Raw genomic sequence first — 16,809 nt, 5'->3', positions numbered from 1 at the left:
GTGAATGCTAGTCATGAACAAATAAAAATGATGAATTTATGTTAAATCTTGCCTATACTAAAAATTCGTTTAACAACATATGAACAAATATGGGTAGTGGTTGTAGTCGCTCCGTTTTAATTTCTTGTCTTAAAAAAACATTTCCCCCCCTTTGTGTAGGCGCGCCTATTGTGCTGCCCAATAAAGATAAAGCCCTATTAGCACAGGAGCAGGATCAATGATATTTGAATGGATGTCTGATCCCTCTGCGTGGGTGGGCTTAGCTACTTTAATCATTCTTGAAATTGTACTGGGGATCGATAACCTCGTTTTTATTGCTATTTTGGCTGAAAAGTTGCCGCCAGAGCAGCGAGCTAAGGCGCGAGTAATTGGTTTGGTACTCGCTTTGGGAATGCGTTTAGTCCTTTTAGCTGCTATTGCTTGGGTTGTGACACTGACTGAGCCACTCTTCCATATTTTTGATCATCCATTTTCTGGTCGTGATTTGATCTTGTTGTTCGGTGGTGTGTTCTTGCTTTTTAAAGGCACCATGGAATTGCATGAGCGTATGGAAGGCAAACAACTGCAAAAAGAAGATAATCCAGTTCATGCTGCATTCTGGATGGTCATTGTCCAGATTGTTGTGCTTGATGCTGTATTTTCATTAGACAGTGTGATTACCGCAGTGGGTATGGTCAAAGACAAAAGTGTGATGATGCTGGCAATGATTGTTGCTGTGGGTATCATGCTGTGGGCATCAAGACCACTTATGGACTTTGTCAATAAGCATCCAACAGTTGTCATTCTATGTCTTGGCTTTTTAATGATGATTGGTTTCTCTTTGGTCGTGGAAGGTTTTGGTTTCCATATTCCGAAGGGCTACTTATATGCTGCAATTGGTTTCTCTATTTTGGTAGAAATAATCAATCAGAGCATGCGCCGCAATCAGGAAAAGCTAGTTACAACCACAGACTTGCGTTATCGTACTGCCTCTGCGGTTTTACGTATGTTAGGAAGTAAAAGCAGTGGTTCTAGTTCAGATACTCAATCTGCTGATAAAGAAGATGTACTAGCGACACAAGCTTTTGCTGATGAGGTTTTTGACGAAGAAAATGGCGCTTATCACAGTGTGCTGGTACAAGGTGTACTTGGTTTATCAGAGCGTCCTGTAAAGTCTGTTATGACTCCACGCCCTGAACTTGAGTGGATTGACTTAGACGATGAGCCTGAAGTTTTAAAAGAACGTTTAATGTCGATGACACATTCACGTTTAATCATTGCTCGTGGTGAGCTTGATAATATTGAGGGTATCGCATTAACACATAAAGTTTTAAATAACTTTATTGAAACAGGTGTAATTGATTTCCAAAAGCATCTACGTGAACCTGTGATTGTGCATGAAAATGCTCAAGTGCTTATGGTGATGGAGCAATTGCGTCAAGCACCTTTACAAATGGCGATCGTATTAAATGAATATGGTTCCATCGAAGGTATCGCAACACCAATTGATATTTTAGAAGCAATTGCTGGTGAATTCCCTGATGAAGATGAATTAGACGCTGCTGCTGAAAGCTTGGCAGATGGTTCATTAATGCTTGAAGGTTCAACTGACATTCGTCACGTATCTCTTTTATTAGGTCGTGATCTCGTTGACGAAAGTGAACAGTATTCAACTTTGTCCGGCTACTTGTTATTCCATTTAGGCCGTTTACCAGAAAATGGTGAAGCTGTTGAGGCGGATGGTTATCGCTTTGAAGTGATTACCATGGAAGGTCATAAAATTGAGAAAGTTCATATTGTTTCTATCGAACAAGATGAATCAAAAGATTAAATGATCTTTTAAGTCTAGAAACATCATAAAATAGCTCAACTCTGAGCTATTTTTTTATTTGAGACACACCAAATGACCGAACAAACTTGTCCATGTGGAAAAGGCAGCTATACACAGTGTTGTGAGCCTTTACATTTAGGCACAGCCAAAGCACTAACGGCAGAGCAGCTTATGCGTTCACGTTATAGCGCTTTCGCATTACAGCAAATTGATTATATTGTGCAAACGACTGCTTTAGGTCAGCAAACAACACTTGATAAAGATGCTATCTCAGAGTGGAGCAAACAAAATCAGTGGTTGGGTTTAGAGGGGGTTAACGCCAACGAAAAATTAGATAAAACGCATGCACAGGTTGAGTTCAAGGCTCATTATCATGATGGACAAAAAAACCAAATTCATCATGAGGTTTCACATTTTGTTTATCACCAGCAAAAATGGTTTTTCCTCGACCCAACGGTTGATATGAAGGTCACGATGAAACAACCTTGTATATGTGGTTCAGGAAAAAAATTTAAGCAATGCTGTGCACAATTTCTGTAAGTTTATCTTAAAATACGCCCACTGTTTGGCCTGAGGGAAAGGGCGATGTTACTCACCGTTATTTATATTATTGCGATTACTGCGGAAGCCATGACAGGTGCATTATCTGCTGGTCGACGGAGTATGGACTGGTTCGGTGTCGTACTGATTGCCTGTGTAACTGCTTTGGGTGGTGGTTCTGTGCGCGATGTATTGCTTGGTCACTATCCTTTAACTTGGGTAAAACATCCGGAATATTTGGTTCTGACCTGCTGTGCTGCATTTGTCACGATTATTATTGCCAAATGGATGCGTCATTTACATAACATCTTTTTAGTACTTGATGCTTTAGGCTTGATTGGTTTTACAATTATTGGTTGCCAGATCGCCCTACAAATGGGACATGGTTTTGTCGTATCAGCAGTAGCTGGGGTGTTGACTGGAGTATCTGGCGGTATTTTACGTGATATTTTATGTAACGATGTCCCATTCGTTTTCCGTCGTGAACTCTATGCGAGTATCTCTTTTGTGGCAGTCATCTGTTACTGGGTCTGTCAGGATTTAGGATTAAGTTTAGAGCTAACTGTCATTTCAACCTTGGTTTTTGGCTTTACCTTACGTCTGATTGCAATCTATTTTGGCTTAGAAATGCCTAAATTTATTTATAAAGATGATGATGCGGAATCTGCTTCTTCTACCGACGAACATTAATCATGCAGAATTCGATGTGGGCATGATATAACAATTAAATATATTGTCTTGCTCACTTATTTTTTCCAGTAGAGTTTTTCCTATGGATCTGGTTTCACGTATACAAAATCTTCCAATTGGCAAATTTCACTACACACTACTGTGGGTGGTTGGTTTAGGTTGGATGTTTGATGCGATGGACACTGGTATCATTGCTTTTATCATGACAACGCTTGTTAAAGACTGGGCATTAACACCAGCCGAAAGCGGTTGGATTGTGAGTATTGGTTTTGTAGGAATGGCTATTGGAGCTGTTTGCTCAGGGGCTTTAGCAGATCGCTTTGGCCGTAAGACAATATTTGCTGTTACCATGGCGATCTATAGCATTGCGACTGCCTTATGTGCTTTTGCTCCAGACTTAACGTGGTTATTAATTTTTCGTTTTATTGTTGGTCTTGGACTTGGTGGACAGTTACCCGTTGCAGTGACATTGGTGAGTGAATATATCCCTGCGCATGTACGTGGTCGTTTTATCGTACTGCTCGAAAGTTTTTGGGGTTTGGGTTGGTTAGTTGCTGCACTCATTTCTTATTTTATTATTCCTAAATTTGGTTGGCATATTGCCTTTCTTATGGGTGGCCTCCCACTGATTTATATTTTAGTAATTTGGAAAAAACTCCCTGAATCGATACCTTACCTGATTAACCGTGGACGTGTTGAAGAAGCACACGTCTTAGTTCAAAAATTAGAAGCTCAAGCAGGCGTTCAAATTGTTCACCACATTGAAGTCGTGCCTGTAGCCATGCGACAAAAAGTCTCTTTTAAACAACTTTGGAGTGGTCAATTTGCTCGTAGAAGCTTAATGCTTTGGCTGATCTGGTTTGGAATTGTGTATTCCTACTATGGCATCTTTACATGGCTACCAAGTTTATTAGTGAAACAGGGCTATGATATTGTCAAATCATTTGAATATGTATTGCTTATGATTTTGGCTCAGCTACCGGGTTACTTAGCAGCAGCATGGTTTGTAGAGCGTTTAGGTAGAAAAATTACGCTCGCTGCGTTTATCGGTTTTTGTGCCTTGTCTGCATATTTCTTTGGACAAGCCGATAGTGTAAATAGCATTATGTTTTGGGGCTGTCTCATGTCATTCTTTAATTTGGGTGCATGGGGCGTGTTATATACCTATACACCAGAGCAATATCCTGCCAACATTCGGGCTTTTGGGTCGGGATGGGCATCGGCAATGGGGCGTTTAGGTGGAATTTTAGCACCGATAGTCGTCACTCATATGATGGTTTCCAAGAATGGGTTTAGCCATGTTTTTATGATGTTTACTATTGTTTTACTTTTGGTTGCAGCTGTAATTTTAATATTAGGTGAAGAAACCCAAGGTAAAAGACTAGAGTCGATAGGCCTTTAGTTTGCCTAACTTTATAGCAAGTAACTAAAAATATAGAGAGATGAGACATAATTTGACGCTCAGGTGACAGAGTCCCTCTTGTGTCTGTAACATAGCCCACTTAGCATAAGACTCACTTAAAATAACGACTGATTTGGAAGATAAGCTGACTATGACCAGCCTTGCGCATCAAGCGACAGAAAACCGCTCTGTAGCCGAATTTACTGAACAGGCTTACCTGAACTATGCCATGTACGTCATCATGGATCGTGCATTGCCACATATCAGTGATGGCTTAAAGCCTGTACAGCGCCGTATTGTCTACGCCATGAGCGAGTTAGGCTTAAAAAGCAGTGGTAAGCCAAAAAAATCGGCTCGTACTGTGGGTGACGTACTTGGTAAATACCATCCGCATGGTGATTCGGCATGTTATGAAGCCATGGTATTGATGGCTCAGCCATTTAGTTATCGCTATCCTCTAATTGAAGGTCAAGGGAACTGGGGTTCACCAGATGACCCTAAATCGTTTGCTGCGATGCGTTATACCGAGGCAAAACTTTCTGCCTACAGTGAGTTATTACTAAGTGAGTTAGGACAAGGCACGAGTGAATGGCAAGATAACTTTGATGGTTCTTTAAAAGAACCAATTACCTTGCCGGCACGAGTTCCCAACATTCTACTAAATGGTACAACCGGTATTGCGGTTGGTATGGCGACTGATATTCCGCCACATAATTTACGTGAAGTGATTAAAGGAACAATTGCCTTAATTCGTAATCCGCAAACATCAGATGAGAAATTGGCTGAATATATTCCAGCACCGGATTTACCAACCAAAGCTGAAATTATTACTCCGCCTGAAGAATTACTCAAAATCCAGACTACGGGTCGTGGTAGTTACCGCATGCGAGCGGTTTACACTATTGAAAAAAATGAAATCGTGATTACGGAATTACCGTATCAAGTATCGGGCTCGAAGGTAATTACTCAAATTGCCGATCAAATGCAGGCTAAAAAGCTGCCTCTAGTAGTGGATGTGCGTGATGAGTCAGATCATGCCAACCCAACGCGATTAGTGATTGTACTTCGTTCTAATCGTATTGATGCTGAAGCAGTGATGAGCCACCTATTTGCAACTACGGATTTAGAATCGAGTTATCGTGTTAATTTAAACATGATTGGTGAGGATGGTCGTCCTCAGGTTAAGTCGATTCGTCGTATCTTACTTGAGTGGATTGAGATACGTAAAAAAACGGTAACTCGCCGTTTAGAATATCATTTAAACCGAATTGAAAAACGCTTGCATATTTTGGCAGGTCTTTTAATTGCTTATCTCGATATTGATACGGTTATTCGTATTATTCGTGAAGAAGATCAGCCTAAACCTGTATTGATGGATCATTTCAAAATTGATGAGATACAAGCAGAAGCAATTTTAGAACTCAAGTTACGTCATTTAGCAAAACTTGAAGAGATGGAAATCCGTCAAGAGCAGGATGAACTCTCAGCAAAAGCAGCGATTATTCGTGAACAACTCGAAAATCCAGAATCTTTAAAAAATCTGATCATTGGTGAATTAAAGGAAGATGCGAAAAAGTTTGGTGACGAGCGCCGTTCTCCAATCGTAGCGCGTGCTGAAGCTGTTCAGATTAAAGAACAAGATTTAATGCCAGCTGAAGCAGTAACGGTGGTTTTATCTGAAGCTGGATGGATTCGTGCCGCAAAAGGTGCAGATGTTGATGCAGAGAATTTAAACTATCGTGCTGGCGACCAATATTTAAGTCATGCGGTGGGTAAAACCAATCAACGAATTTATTTCCTTGATGAGACAGGGCGTAGTTACGCCTTGCCTATTAGCAGTCTGCCATCAGCAAGAGGTTTAGGCGAGCCATTAAGTTCGAAACTTGCTCCTGCAAGTGGAGTCGCGTTTATTCAGGTCTATTTAGATGATGAAGAGTCAGAACTTATTGCTGCTAGCTCATCAGGTTATGGATTCAAAACTCAAACCAAACAGCTAGATACTAATGCCAAAGCAGGAAAGACATTCTTGTCGGTTCCTGAAAAATCAAAAGCTTTGCCGTTAGTATCTGCCCAAAACATGACACATTTAGCTGTGCTCAGCTCAGCAGGTCGACTCTTAATTATTGATTTGGCAGAACTACCAAATTTAAATAAGGGTAAAGGTAATAAGTTGATACAACTTGAAGCAAAAGAGCAGATTTTATCCATGACAACCCTGAACTTAGATGAAATAATTCAGGTGGTTGCAGGTCAACAACATCTAAAACTAAAAGGTGATGATCTACAAAAATACATGGGTAAACGTGCTTCAAAAGGACACCTCTTACCACGTGGATATCAAAAAGCAAATAAACTGTTGATTCAGAGATAAAGCTAGCGTCGGGCAACATAAATACGCTATATATGGCAACATGTTCAAGCAATGAACTGAACTTGTTGGTATTGAATAACGATTAAAAGGACAGCAATTTGGAGTACGTAATTTGTACTCCATATAAAAAATTTGACAGGGTCAAATTGTCAAAACTTCTGTCTCATAATCTTGTTCGAAAGTGTCATGAATGTGCCAATAAGTTTTAAATATGTTCTGGCACCAAGAAGCTAAAGAATAGCTGGGGCATTGAATAACAGTTATTACTAAGGATTACGAATCGGAGATAATGGCATTATGGAAAAAATTTGGTTTGCAGAATACCAAAAGACAGGGATTCCAGAAACAGTAGCATTGCCTGCGGAAAATACCTCACTAGTTGATATTTTTGAGAATAATTTCCAAAAGTTTGGTTCTCGTGATGCTTTTATCTTCATGGATAAGGCAATGTCATTTAACGAGTTAGAACTTGCAAGTCGTAAGTTCGCGACCTATTTGCAAAATTTGGGGTTAGCAAAAGGGACTCGTGTTGCAGTAATGATGCCAAACGTATTGCAATATCCTGTGGTGGCATTAGCTGTTTTGCGTGCGGGCTTAGTTCTAGTGAATGTAAACCCACTTTATACGGCACGAGAACTTGAGCATCAATTAAATGACTCGGGTGCAGAAGTGCTCGTGATTATCGAAAACTTTGCTAGTGTTTACCAGAGCATTTTAGGTAAAACCCCTGTCAAGCACGTTGTGGTTGCTACAGTAGGGGATATGCTGGGTACGCTTAAAGGTACGTTGGTAAATTTTGTATTACGTAAAGTACGTAAGCAAATTCCTGCTTGGAATATTCCTGGGTACGTTAAATTTAATGCAGCATTAAATAAAGAAAGCCCAAGTAATTATAAGCGCCCGAATTTAACTTTAAGCGATACTGCCGTACTTCAATATACTGGCGGTACTACAGGGGTTTCAAAAGGTGCAGAACTGACACACCGCAATTTGGTCGCAAACCTTTTACAATGTGACGGTATTTTCCAGAGTAAATTTGGTGCTAATGATGGTGCCAAAGGTGACCGCATTGTTTGCGCATTACCGCTTTATCATATTTTTGCGTTCATGGTTTGCGCGATGTACGGTATGTATAAAGGTCAGGCAAATATCTTGATTCCTAACCCACGTGATTTACCTGCCGTGATTAACGAATTACGTAAATATCAGCCATCATTCTTTCCTGCAGTAAATACATTATTTAATGCTTTAGTGAATAATGAAGAGTTTAAACAATTGGACCATAGCAATTTAAAAATGGCGATGGGCGGTGGTATGGCAGTTTTACCTTCTACAGCAGAGGCTTGGAAGAAAATTACTGGTACAACCATTATTGAAGGTTATGGTTTGTCTGAAACTTCTCCAGTCGCAACTGCAAATCCTCCAGCTTCTACTGAATTTAGCGGCACCATTGGTATTCCATTGCCTTTGACAGAAGTTGCTATTTTAGATGATGACGGTAATGAAGTTGCTTTAGGTGAGCAAGGTGAAATCTCGATTCGCGGTCCTCAAGTAATGAAAGGTTATTGGAACCGCCCTGACGAGACAGCTAAGGTCATGACAGCAGATGGTTTCTTCCGTACAGGCGATATTGGCGTTATGGATAGCCGTGGATATGTCAAAATTGTAGATCGTAAAAAAGATATGATTTTGGTTTCTGGTTTTAACGTGTACCCAAGTGAAATCGAAGAAATTATTGCTAAACATCCAAAAGTATTGGAAGTTGCTGCAATTGGTGTTCCAGATGAAAAATCAGGTGAAGTGCCTAAACTCTTTATTGTGAAAAAAGATCAAAGTTTAACGACTGAAGAAATTTTGAGCTTTGCTAAAGAGAACTTAACAGGTTATAAGCGTCCTCGTTATGTTGAGTTTATGGACGAACTACCTAAATCAAACGTAGGCAAAATTTTACGTAAAGACTTACGTAAGCCAGCCTAAAAAGTTAATAAAAAAGCGCCTTAGGGCGCTTTTTTGTTTTTTTATATTTTATGACTTTTCATAAACCAGCGGTCTATATAAGGACGACCTATCCCAATCATTCCAACAAAAACAAGCATTGTGCCCAATTGCAAACGCAGGTGAGTTAAATCGAGCTGACCATAACTTAAATAATTATCTGCTAGGCAATATAGGGTAATCACAATTAACCAATGCCATAAAGGAAGTCGTTTAATACCGACTGCAATAAAAGTAATTGTTAAAATAACAAAGGTGCCCAGTGTCGATTGCCAATTTAGATTTGCACAAATCACACTCAATAAAAAAGCGACAATAGGAAGTACAATTTTTAATATACGGTCTACCTGAAGTTGATTTTGTTTTTGCTTTTCTAAGACTTCAAACAATTCTTTTTGATCAGGTTGTTGCATACATGGCCCTATTAATCAGTGATGACAAGTGATTGCATAAAATTTCAGGTAAAAACGCAATGTTATGATAGCATGATCAACAGTATTTTCAGTGATGGATGGCACTATGCAGGGCATCAGCGGCATTATCTATATTATTTTAGTGGCATGTTTGCTGCCATACGCATTTACCGTAATTGCAAAATTTACAGGTGGTTTTCAGCCCGTCGATAATCAAAACCCGAGAGCTTTTTTGGCTAAAACAACAGGCCTTGCTGCTCGCGCTAATGCCGTACAACAAAATAGCTTTGAAAGCCTACCTTTATTCTTGACTGCTATTTTAATGGCTGAATATATGGTTGTTCCGGAATATTTTATTCTGAGATTAGGTTGGGCATATATTATTTTAAGAGTTATTTATGGTATTTGCTATTTAAGTAATTGGGCAACTTTGCGCTCGATTGTTTGGTTCTTATCTATATTGTGTCCAATCTTCTTACTTGTGGTCACGATTAAACTGACTTGAGTGTCATTCTGTCATCATTCATATCAACTTTCGCGTGTGCCCATTGTATAATCGGCATCATTTTGATGATATCCACGCTATAATCGAGTGGATTTTACATCTGACTTCATAACGAAAGAGTATTGATATGAGTTACAGCAATATCCCAGCAGGTAAAGATGCGCCAAATGACATCTATGTCATCATTGAAATTCCTGCAAATGCAGCACCAATTAAATATGAAATCGATAAAGATTCTGATGCATTGTTTGTAGACCGTTTCATGGGTACAGCAATGTTCTATCCAGCGAACTATGGCTATGTTCCAAATACTTTGTCTGAAGATGGCGACCCATTAGACGTACTTGTTGTAACTCCACATCCTGTTGCTGCTGGTTCAGTCATTCGTTGCCGTCCAGTGGGCAAATTAAACATGGAAGATGACGGTGGTATTGATGCGAAATTAATCGCTGTTCCACACGAAAAATTATCTCCACTTTACAAAGACGTGAAGGAATATACAGATCTTCCTCCGTTATTGATTAGCCAAGTTGAGCATTTCTTCAGTCACTATAAAGATTTAGAACCAGGTAAGTGGGTAAAAATCAGTGGTTGGGAAGGTGCTGATGTTGCTAAAGCAGAAGTATTAAAAGCAATTGAAGCTGCTAAATAAGCTTTAATTGATAAGCTCAGAATGTCTGAATTGATATTCTGAGCTTAATAAAAAACCTACATCTGTTGCCAGACGTAGGTTTTTTTATGCTTGATAGATTTGTGAATTAGAATAATTTCACAGGAATATCAAGGAAGATACGCCATTCATTAGTATCTGGCATATAGTCTGTAGTATAAGCGCTGTCTGCACGGTAAATTGAATTACGTAAGCGTAAGCTTGAACCTTTAGCAAAACCACTTTGAACTGTATATTTTACTTGGTTGAAGAATTCGCTTTCGTTTGAGTCGTCTGCACCGTTAGATGTTTTGATATCCCAGCCATACACATAAGCTGTAGTCCAGTTTAGACCAGGTAATACACCTAACTTGCCAAAGTCGAGGTTATATTGGATTTGTGCAGATTTTTCATCATTACCAATGAAGTCAGACAAATAAGAGTTTGGCAAGTAAACACTTTGACCGCCGTCTTGGTTTAGACCATAGTTATAACCAATGTTACCGCTGTTTTGTTGGTACGCCAGCATCACACTATGTGGGCCAGTCGCATAAGTACCTGAAATTGCCCAAATATTGTTGGTTTTGTCTTCACCAGCTGGGCCAGTCGCGTACGAAAGATTAGCATCTTTATCAAATTTAGTATGATAACCACTGAAGTCATAAGTAAGTGAGCTGTCATTAGCAAGCGGTTGCTTGTAGTTCACATTGACATAATGACGATCAAGTTTGTCTTTTACATCAACACCGTAGTAAGAACCACTGATTTGATCGTCAAACTTATATTTTGCACCCCAAACCACGGCACGATCTAAACCATTTTGGTCAGTAGCAATTTGGTCAGAATATTGGTTTTTAGTAAATTTACCAGCAACCACTTCTAAGTCTTTAATTTCATGGCTAGTTAACAAAGTACCAGTGAAATATTCAGGTACTAAACGAGCCGTGTTGCTTGCAAGCACAGGCAAATCAAGCACTTGAGTACCATAACGTACAGTTGTATTTGAGAAACGTGCTTTTACGTTAGCACCACCACGCGCCCAATGATCGTAAGCTGAACCATCGTTATGTTGTGGAATCATGTTATTACCAGCGTTTTTATTTTCGCCGATTTTAAATGAGCCGTCACCAACAACGCCAACACCGAAACCAACAATACCAGGAGTAAAGCCAGAGTCGATATTTACAATTGCCGTTTGAGCAAATGAGCTATTGTCAGCCCTTCCATCTTTTTTATCACGACTGATATAACCGGTACGGAAGAGAATAGAACCGTTCGCATCTTCAACAAATCCTTTTGCCTCACTTTGCTCGCTTGCCTGAGCCGAGGAAATTATTGCCGCAGAAATGAGAACTGCTAATGTAAGTTTTTGTGCTTTTAGCATATTTAAAGAACCTCATAAAAACGATAAATCCTGTGCCTTGTTATTATTCAGGGCCTAGGATTTCCATCAATTGTATAAGTAATCTATAAAAAAGATATATTTTTGTTGATTTTATTTTATATATGCTATGCAGAAATTGATTAATGTGCTACTGGTTGTTTAATGAATTTAATAATAGTCTTTTATACTTAATCTATTGTTTAAAATAAAAAAAGTAATTTATTTTTTAGTTGATTTTTACCATTTATTTTATATTTAAACTTCAAAAAATAGTTGATTCTTGTGTTCATTTTTTACTCTTTTTTGTTGGATATGTTTACTTTTTAATCTTATCTCACGTTACTTTTTTCACCTCTTTATTTTAAAATCTATCTAAAATGTTACTATATAACATTGTTTTAAAAGTATGATGTACAAAAATAGATCACGAATAATAGGTCAACAGTATATGTCTGCGCTGATCAAACTTAGTGCAAGATGTTGCTTGAATTTTGTGCACTCTTCTTTTTATTCATATTCCTGCTTAAAAAAGACCCAAAATAGCTCATTGGCTTGAACTCAAAAATAAATAAAGTAATTGAGTTAATAAAAATGCTCATTCAGAGACCATTACAAGCATTGCCTTCAATAAATTTACATACTTTTTATATCTCGACTCTAAGATTAAATAGAAAATTTATGTGCAACAAATGAATACTCCTTACCTCGTTTAGTAATTTCCGATAAGGTGTTTTTTGTATGACTGGTATTTTTTATTTTATAAAAAATATATTTTATCATCATGTTTTTTATAGATATATTTTTATGAAAAATAAACAAGGATTTCATAATAAAGTGGTTTTGATCTCGGAAATTAATGAAGAGCACTTATGACAAATTTGTACTTGGCACAGCAATTGCTAAAGCTCAAGTAACACAATTTGTTTAATTCGTATAAATCGTGCGTTCATTGTGGGGGAGATCAAAATGATGAAATTTGCACTTAAGGCAGTAACTCTTGGTATCTTTGCAGCAGGGTCAACTATGGCTATGGCTGAAGATGCTCCATCTTTTTATGGAATCACGGCAACAGGTAGTGTAGCGGCAACTACAGACTACCGTTTCCGCGGTGTTACACAATCGTCAAATAACCCAGCCATTCAAGGTGGTTTTACTTTTTCTCATAAGTCAGGTGCCTATGTTGCGCTTTGGGGGTCAAGCGTTGACTTTAATACGCCAGGGGTTTCAACTGAAACCGATATCTCTTTAGGTTATACAAATACATTAAAATTGTCTGATACGCTTGCACCAACTTATGATGTGGGTGTAATTCATTATGGCTATATTGGTTCTGACTCAAAATTTACTAACCCATACAATGGTGATACAGGTTTTGACTTTACCGAGTTTTATGGAAAATTAACGTTTGCTGATTCTTTATTTAAAGGTGATGCACTTAGTGTGGGCGTAAGCTATTCAGATGATTATTGGGGCCACTCTGATGAGTTCTGGTATTTTAACGTAGGTTATTCAGCACCAATAGCTGACACAGGATTTACAGGAATTGCTTCAGTTGGTTATAACAAGCTAAAAAATAAAGACTCTTTACTTGTAGTTGCAGGTGGACCAGGTGAAGATGATAGCTATATCGATTATAAAGTTGGTGTGAATTATAACATCTTGGGTATTGTCGCTGAGCTAGATGTTGTTGGTACAGACATTAGTACTTCTGGTATGACTGATGCTGGTAAGAAACCTTATGACACAGGCTTAGTGTTTAGTTTAACTAAAACATTCTAAGTTTGAATTGTAAAAAAGCGGGTTTATTTACCCGCTTTTTTTATTAGTCCTCTATTTGAGCAAGTAACTGTTTTAATTGACTAAGCTCAACATCATTTGCTTTGATCAGAGGTTTACGTGGCGTACCCGCAGAAATCCCTTTTAGCTGCAAACCTGCTTTAATCGTTTTAGGTAAACCACCACTTACGATAAAGCGTAGTAGAGGGAGTTGCTGGTAAAATGATTTTTGAGCCTGATTTAAATTACCATTTTTCACATGCTGAATAAGTTGTTGGGGGAGCTGACCTAATAGATTAGGCGCTGCTGTACACCAACCACTGGCTCCAGAGCATAAAGCTTCTAAAGCTAGAGGATTACAGCCGTTATAAAACGGGAGTTCTCCTTTTGATAGCTCATAAATTTGATGCATACGCTGAATATCACCGCTACTTTCTTTCACCATCGTAATGTTTGAAATCTGATTAAACATACGCACGATTAATTCTGGAGACATATCAACACCACTGGTCGCAGGGTTGTTATAAATCATAATCGGCAAAGTCGTTGCTTGTGCAATTGACTGATAATATTCAAAAATCTCTTGATCTGTTAGCTTCCAATAAGATACAGGAATCACCATAAGTGCATCTGCACCATAGCTTTGCGCGATCTGCGCTTTTTTGATGGCTTGATCCGTCGTGAGTTCTGAAATTCCAATAATGACAGGTACACGTTTATTAATGCTTTCAATTGAAGTCTTAGCGACTAAGCACCACTCATCCCATTCAAGATAAGCACTTTCACCAGTACTACCCAAAGGTGCAATCGCATCACAGCCATTTTCAATAAGCAAATCGAGCATCTGCTTTAGAACAGGAAGGTTAATGGTGTTGTCATCAGAAAAAGGGGTAACAGGATAGCCAATAATGCCGTTTAGTTTCATGATTGAGGTCTCTTTTTAAATACAGTCAGAATGTTTTTTCAAAGCTTTACGTGCGTAGTAAGCAAAGTTCACTTTGTTGCGTTTATCGGTAGAAACCCAATCATGAGCTTCTGTTGCTAAAGCATGAGGGATGGGCTGGATTTGTCCGGCAGACATGGCTAGCAGTTGCAGTTGAGCTGCACGTTCAATTAAAAGCGCCAAGTTGCAGGCTTCTTCAATGGTTTTTCCTGTAACCAGTTGTCCATGGTGAGACAACAAAACAGCACGGTTTTTACCCAAAGCAGAAGAAATCAAAATACCTTCTTCATTGCCCACAGGAACTCCCGGCCAGTGGCCTACAAATGAGCAGTCTTCGTAAAGTGCACAGACGTCCATTTGAGAAATCATGAGTGGAATCTGAAGCATGGAGAGAGCAGCAACATGGGTTGGATGCGTATGGATAATGCAGTTCACTTCTGGATGTTCTTTATAAATCCATGTGTGAAAACGATTGGCTGGGTTTGCCATTCCTTCTTGATTGATTGGTTCTAAGTCTTGATTCACCTCAAGTAAGTTTGAAGCAGTAATTTCATCAAAACCTAAACCGAAACGTTGGGTAATAAAGGTTTCTTTATTTTCACTACGGCATGTAATTTGACCTGCCAAACCAGCATCATGACCATGATCAAATAAAATACGACAAGTGAGTGCAAGCTTTTGACGATCACTTAAATCTGTGTCGCTAATCCACTTTTGCATGTCTTGCTGTGCGTGTTGCATGAGGTCTTGTTTGTTTACAGAAGCAGTCTTCATCTCTTCTCCAGTCCAGTTGACCAAATTAAGTAGGTGAAGGCAGAATAGAAAACAACTGGATGAATCAATACATCCAGTTTTCATAAGTTATATGGTCCAGATGGGGCGAATATGCTAAGACCTTGGCAAGTACATTTTCGTATCGATGAAAGAGAAGAAAAAACGGTTTTTCTAAAGCTTACTAACCTAATTAGTCAGGAAATTTTAAGTGGCCGTTTAGTGCAGGGGACTATGCTGCCCGGGTCTCGTAGCTTGTCAAAAGAACTAGAAATTAATCGAAAAACCGTACAAGCAGTTTACGAAGAATTAGAAGCACAAGGTTGGCTTGTGACTCGTCCCCGAAAAGGTACATTTGTAGCGGATGTTTTGCCGGAAAAACAGCTTCAAATAGAGCCAGTATCTGAACGAAAAGTTAATGATAAACCAATCATTCAAGAAGTGATTCAACGCCCACATAACGATGGGGTGCCAGATCCACGATTGATTCCCTACGAATTATTTTCACGGGCCTATCGACATGCACTGATTAAAATTACTCAAAATCAGTACATGGGCTATGGCGACCCACGGGGAATGATTGAGTTAAGACAAGCCTTACAACAAATGCTATCGATGGAACGTTTTATGAATGTTGCCGAAGATGAGATTTGTATTGTGCGTGGTAGTCAGATGGGAATTTTTCTTGCCTCTCGAGCATTACCCAATCGGCAGGGTGTGATCGTTATTGAGGAATTATATTATCCATCTGCTTTTAAAGCATTTCAGTCAAATGGCTTTCAAGTGGTTTCTGTTAAATTAGATAAACAAGGTATTGTCATTGAAGATTTAGAACGGATTTTACAAGAACATTCGGTTGCTGCCATTTATACAACTCCGCATCATCAATATCCCACAACTGTCACGATGCCAATGAATCGCCGTCTTCAACTCTTGGAGCTTTCAAAAAAATGGGGCTTTTATATTATTGAAGACGACTATGACCACGAATTCCACTATGCCAGTCGGCCTATGCCACCCTTAGCAAGTTTGCCTCATTCTGAACTGGTCATTCATATTGGCTCATTGTCTAAGGTCTTTGCACCCGGCGTCCGATTGGGATATATGGTAGCGTCTCCAATAATCATTCAATCCATTACTGAAGATATTTTAGTGATTGATCGCCAAGGAAATAATATTACGGAACTTGCGTTAGCAGATTTAATGCAGCGAGGTGAAATAAAACGACACATCCGCAAAATGAAAAAGATATATCAGCTACGCCGTGACCATGCATTAAATGAGTTCCATCGAGTTTTTGCAGAGAGTGTGCAAATACAGCCACCTGCAGGTGGAATGGCTTTGTGGGTGAAGTTCCAGAAACCATTTACTCAAGATCAGCTTATAAAATTAAAAGAACTCAACATTGATACAGAGCATAAGTTTAAACAAATCGAGTCTTCTAATTGTTGTATTCGCTTTGGTTTCGCTGCTCTATCAGAGAAAGAAATTACTTCCTTAATTGAGACCTTAAATGAAGCTCTTAATAAAAGAACAGCGGACTCATAATCCGCTGTTTAA

At 38.9% G+C, this 16,809-nt stretch carries 14 protein-coding genes; 10 read left to right on the top strand and 4 right to left on the bottom strand.

Features of this window, described 5'->3' with window-relative positions; genetic code table 11:
• Positions 1-217: 217 nt before the first annotated feature.
• The 6 genes from RFW85_RS13800 (at position 218) to RFW85_RS13775 (ending at position 8,790) form a co-directional block, all read left to right on the top strand.
• Positions 218-1,810, top strand: coding sequence for a TerC family protein (locus RFW85_RS13800; RefSeq protein ID WP_170249524.1), 1,593 nt, complete (start codon positions 218-220; stop codon positions 1,808-1,810).
• 72 nt (positions 1,811-1,882) lie between these two features.
• Positions 1,883-2,350: a YchJ family protein gene (locus RFW85_RS13795; protein WP_170249523.1), complete on the top strand. Its 468-nt coding sequence runs from the start codon at positions 1,883-1,885 to the stop codon at positions 2,348-2,350.
• Between the two features lie 45 nt (positions 2,351-2,395).
• The gene (locus RFW85_RS13790; protein ID WP_016144082.1) at positions 2,396-3,040 is read left to right on the top strand and encodes a trimeric intracellular cation channel family protein; all 645 of its coding nucleotides are present in this window, start codon (positions 2,396-2,398) and stop codon (positions 3,038-3,040) included.
• Between the two features lie 82 nt (positions 3,041-3,122).
• The gene (locus RFW85_RS13785; protein ID WP_032012521.1) at positions 3,123-4,442 is read left to right on the top strand and encodes an MFS transporter; all 1,320 of its coding nucleotides are present in this window, start codon (positions 3,123-3,125) and stop codon (positions 4,440-4,442) included.
• A gap of 151 nt (positions 4,443-4,593) precedes the next feature.
• Positions 4,594-6,813, top strand: a complete 2,220-nt coding sequence (gene parC, locus RFW85_RS13780) for a DNA topoisomerase IV subunit A (protein ID WP_170249522.1) — start codon at positions 4,594-4,596, stop codon at positions 6,811-6,813.
• A 297-nt stretch (positions 6,814-7,110) separates the two neighbouring features.
• Entirely contained in the window at positions 7,111-8,790 is a 1,680-nt protein-coding gene (locus tag RFW85_RS13775) for a long-chain-fatty-acid--CoA ligase (RefSeq protein ID WP_086265371.1), read from the top strand.
• A gap of 41 nt (positions 8,791-8,831) precedes the next feature.
• Here the strand turns inward: RFW85_RS13775 and RFW85_RS13770 are convergent, their stop codons facing one another.
• Positions 8,832-9,221: a hypothetical protein gene (locus tag RFW85_RS13770; RefSeq protein WP_170249521.1), complete on the bottom strand. Its 390-nt coding sequence runs from the start codon at positions 9,219-9,221 to the stop codon at positions 8,832-8,834.
• A gap of 106 nt (positions 9,222-9,327) precedes the next feature.
• Here RFW85_RS13770 and RFW85_RS13765 point away from each other — a divergent pair, with 106 nt between their 5' ends.
• On the top strand, positions 9,328-9,726 hold the full coding sequence (locus RFW85_RS13765) for an MAPEG family protein (RefSeq protein WP_002121258.1): 399 nt from the start codon (positions 9,328-9,330) through the stop codon (positions 9,724-9,726).
• A 127-nt stretch (positions 9,727-9,853) separates the two neighbouring features.
• Complete coding sequence (gene ppa, locus RFW85_RS13760; protein ID WP_002121243.1) at positions 9,854-10,378, top strand: inorganic diphosphatase; 525 nt, start codon at positions 9,854-9,856, stop codon at positions 10,376-10,378.
• A gap of 106 nt (positions 10,379-10,484) precedes the next feature.
• Here the strand turns inward: ppa and RFW85_RS13755 are convergent, their stop codons facing one another.
• Positions 10,485-11,759 (bottom strand): OprD family outer membrane porin, encoded by a 1,275-nt coding sequence (locus RFW85_RS13755; protein WP_309171611.1) that lies wholly within the window; start codon positions 11,757-11,759, stop codon positions 10,485-10,487.
• Positions 11,760-12,725: 966 nt separating this feature from the next.
• On the opposite strand from RFW85_RS13755, the gene RFW85_RS13750 reads away from it, so the two are divergent.
• Positions 12,726-13,538: a TorF family putative porin gene (locus RFW85_RS13750; RefSeq protein ID WP_057085022.1), complete on the top strand. Its 813-nt coding sequence runs from the start codon at positions 12,726-12,728 to the stop codon at positions 13,536-13,538.
• Positions 13,539-13,581: 43 nt separating this feature from the next.
• Here the strand turns inward: RFW85_RS13750 and RFW85_RS13745 are convergent, their stop codons facing one another.
• On the bottom strand, positions 13,582-14,460 hold the full coding sequence (locus RFW85_RS13745) for a dihydrodipicolinate synthase family protein (protein WP_170249519.1): 879 nt from the start codon (positions 14,458-14,460) through the stop codon (positions 13,582-13,584).
• 15 nt (positions 14,461-14,475) lie between these two features.
• Entirely contained in the window at positions 14,476-15,252 is a 777-nt protein-coding gene (locus RFW85_RS13740; RefSeq protein ID WP_170249518.1) for an aldolase, read from the bottom strand.
• Between the two features lie 111 nt (positions 15,253-15,363).
• Between RFW85_RS13740 and RFW85_RS13735 the strand changes: the two genes are divergently transcribed.
• On the top strand, positions 15,364-16,797 hold the full coding sequence (locus RFW85_RS13735) for a PLP-dependent aminotransferase family protein (RefSeq protein ID WP_170249517.1): 1,434 nt from the start codon (positions 15,364-15,366) through the stop codon (positions 16,795-16,797).
• Positions 16,798-16,809: the final 12 nt, after the last annotated feature.

Origin of the sequence: Acinetobacter sp. 12966 (assembly GCF_031196995.1) — a bacterium.
In the GTDB taxonomy this organism is placed as follows: domain Bacteria; phylum Pseudomonadota; class Gammaproteobacteria; order Pseudomonadales; family Moraxellaceae; genus Acinetobacter; species Acinetobacter geminorum.
This window is presented reverse-complemented; position numbering and strand designations above follow the sequence as displayed.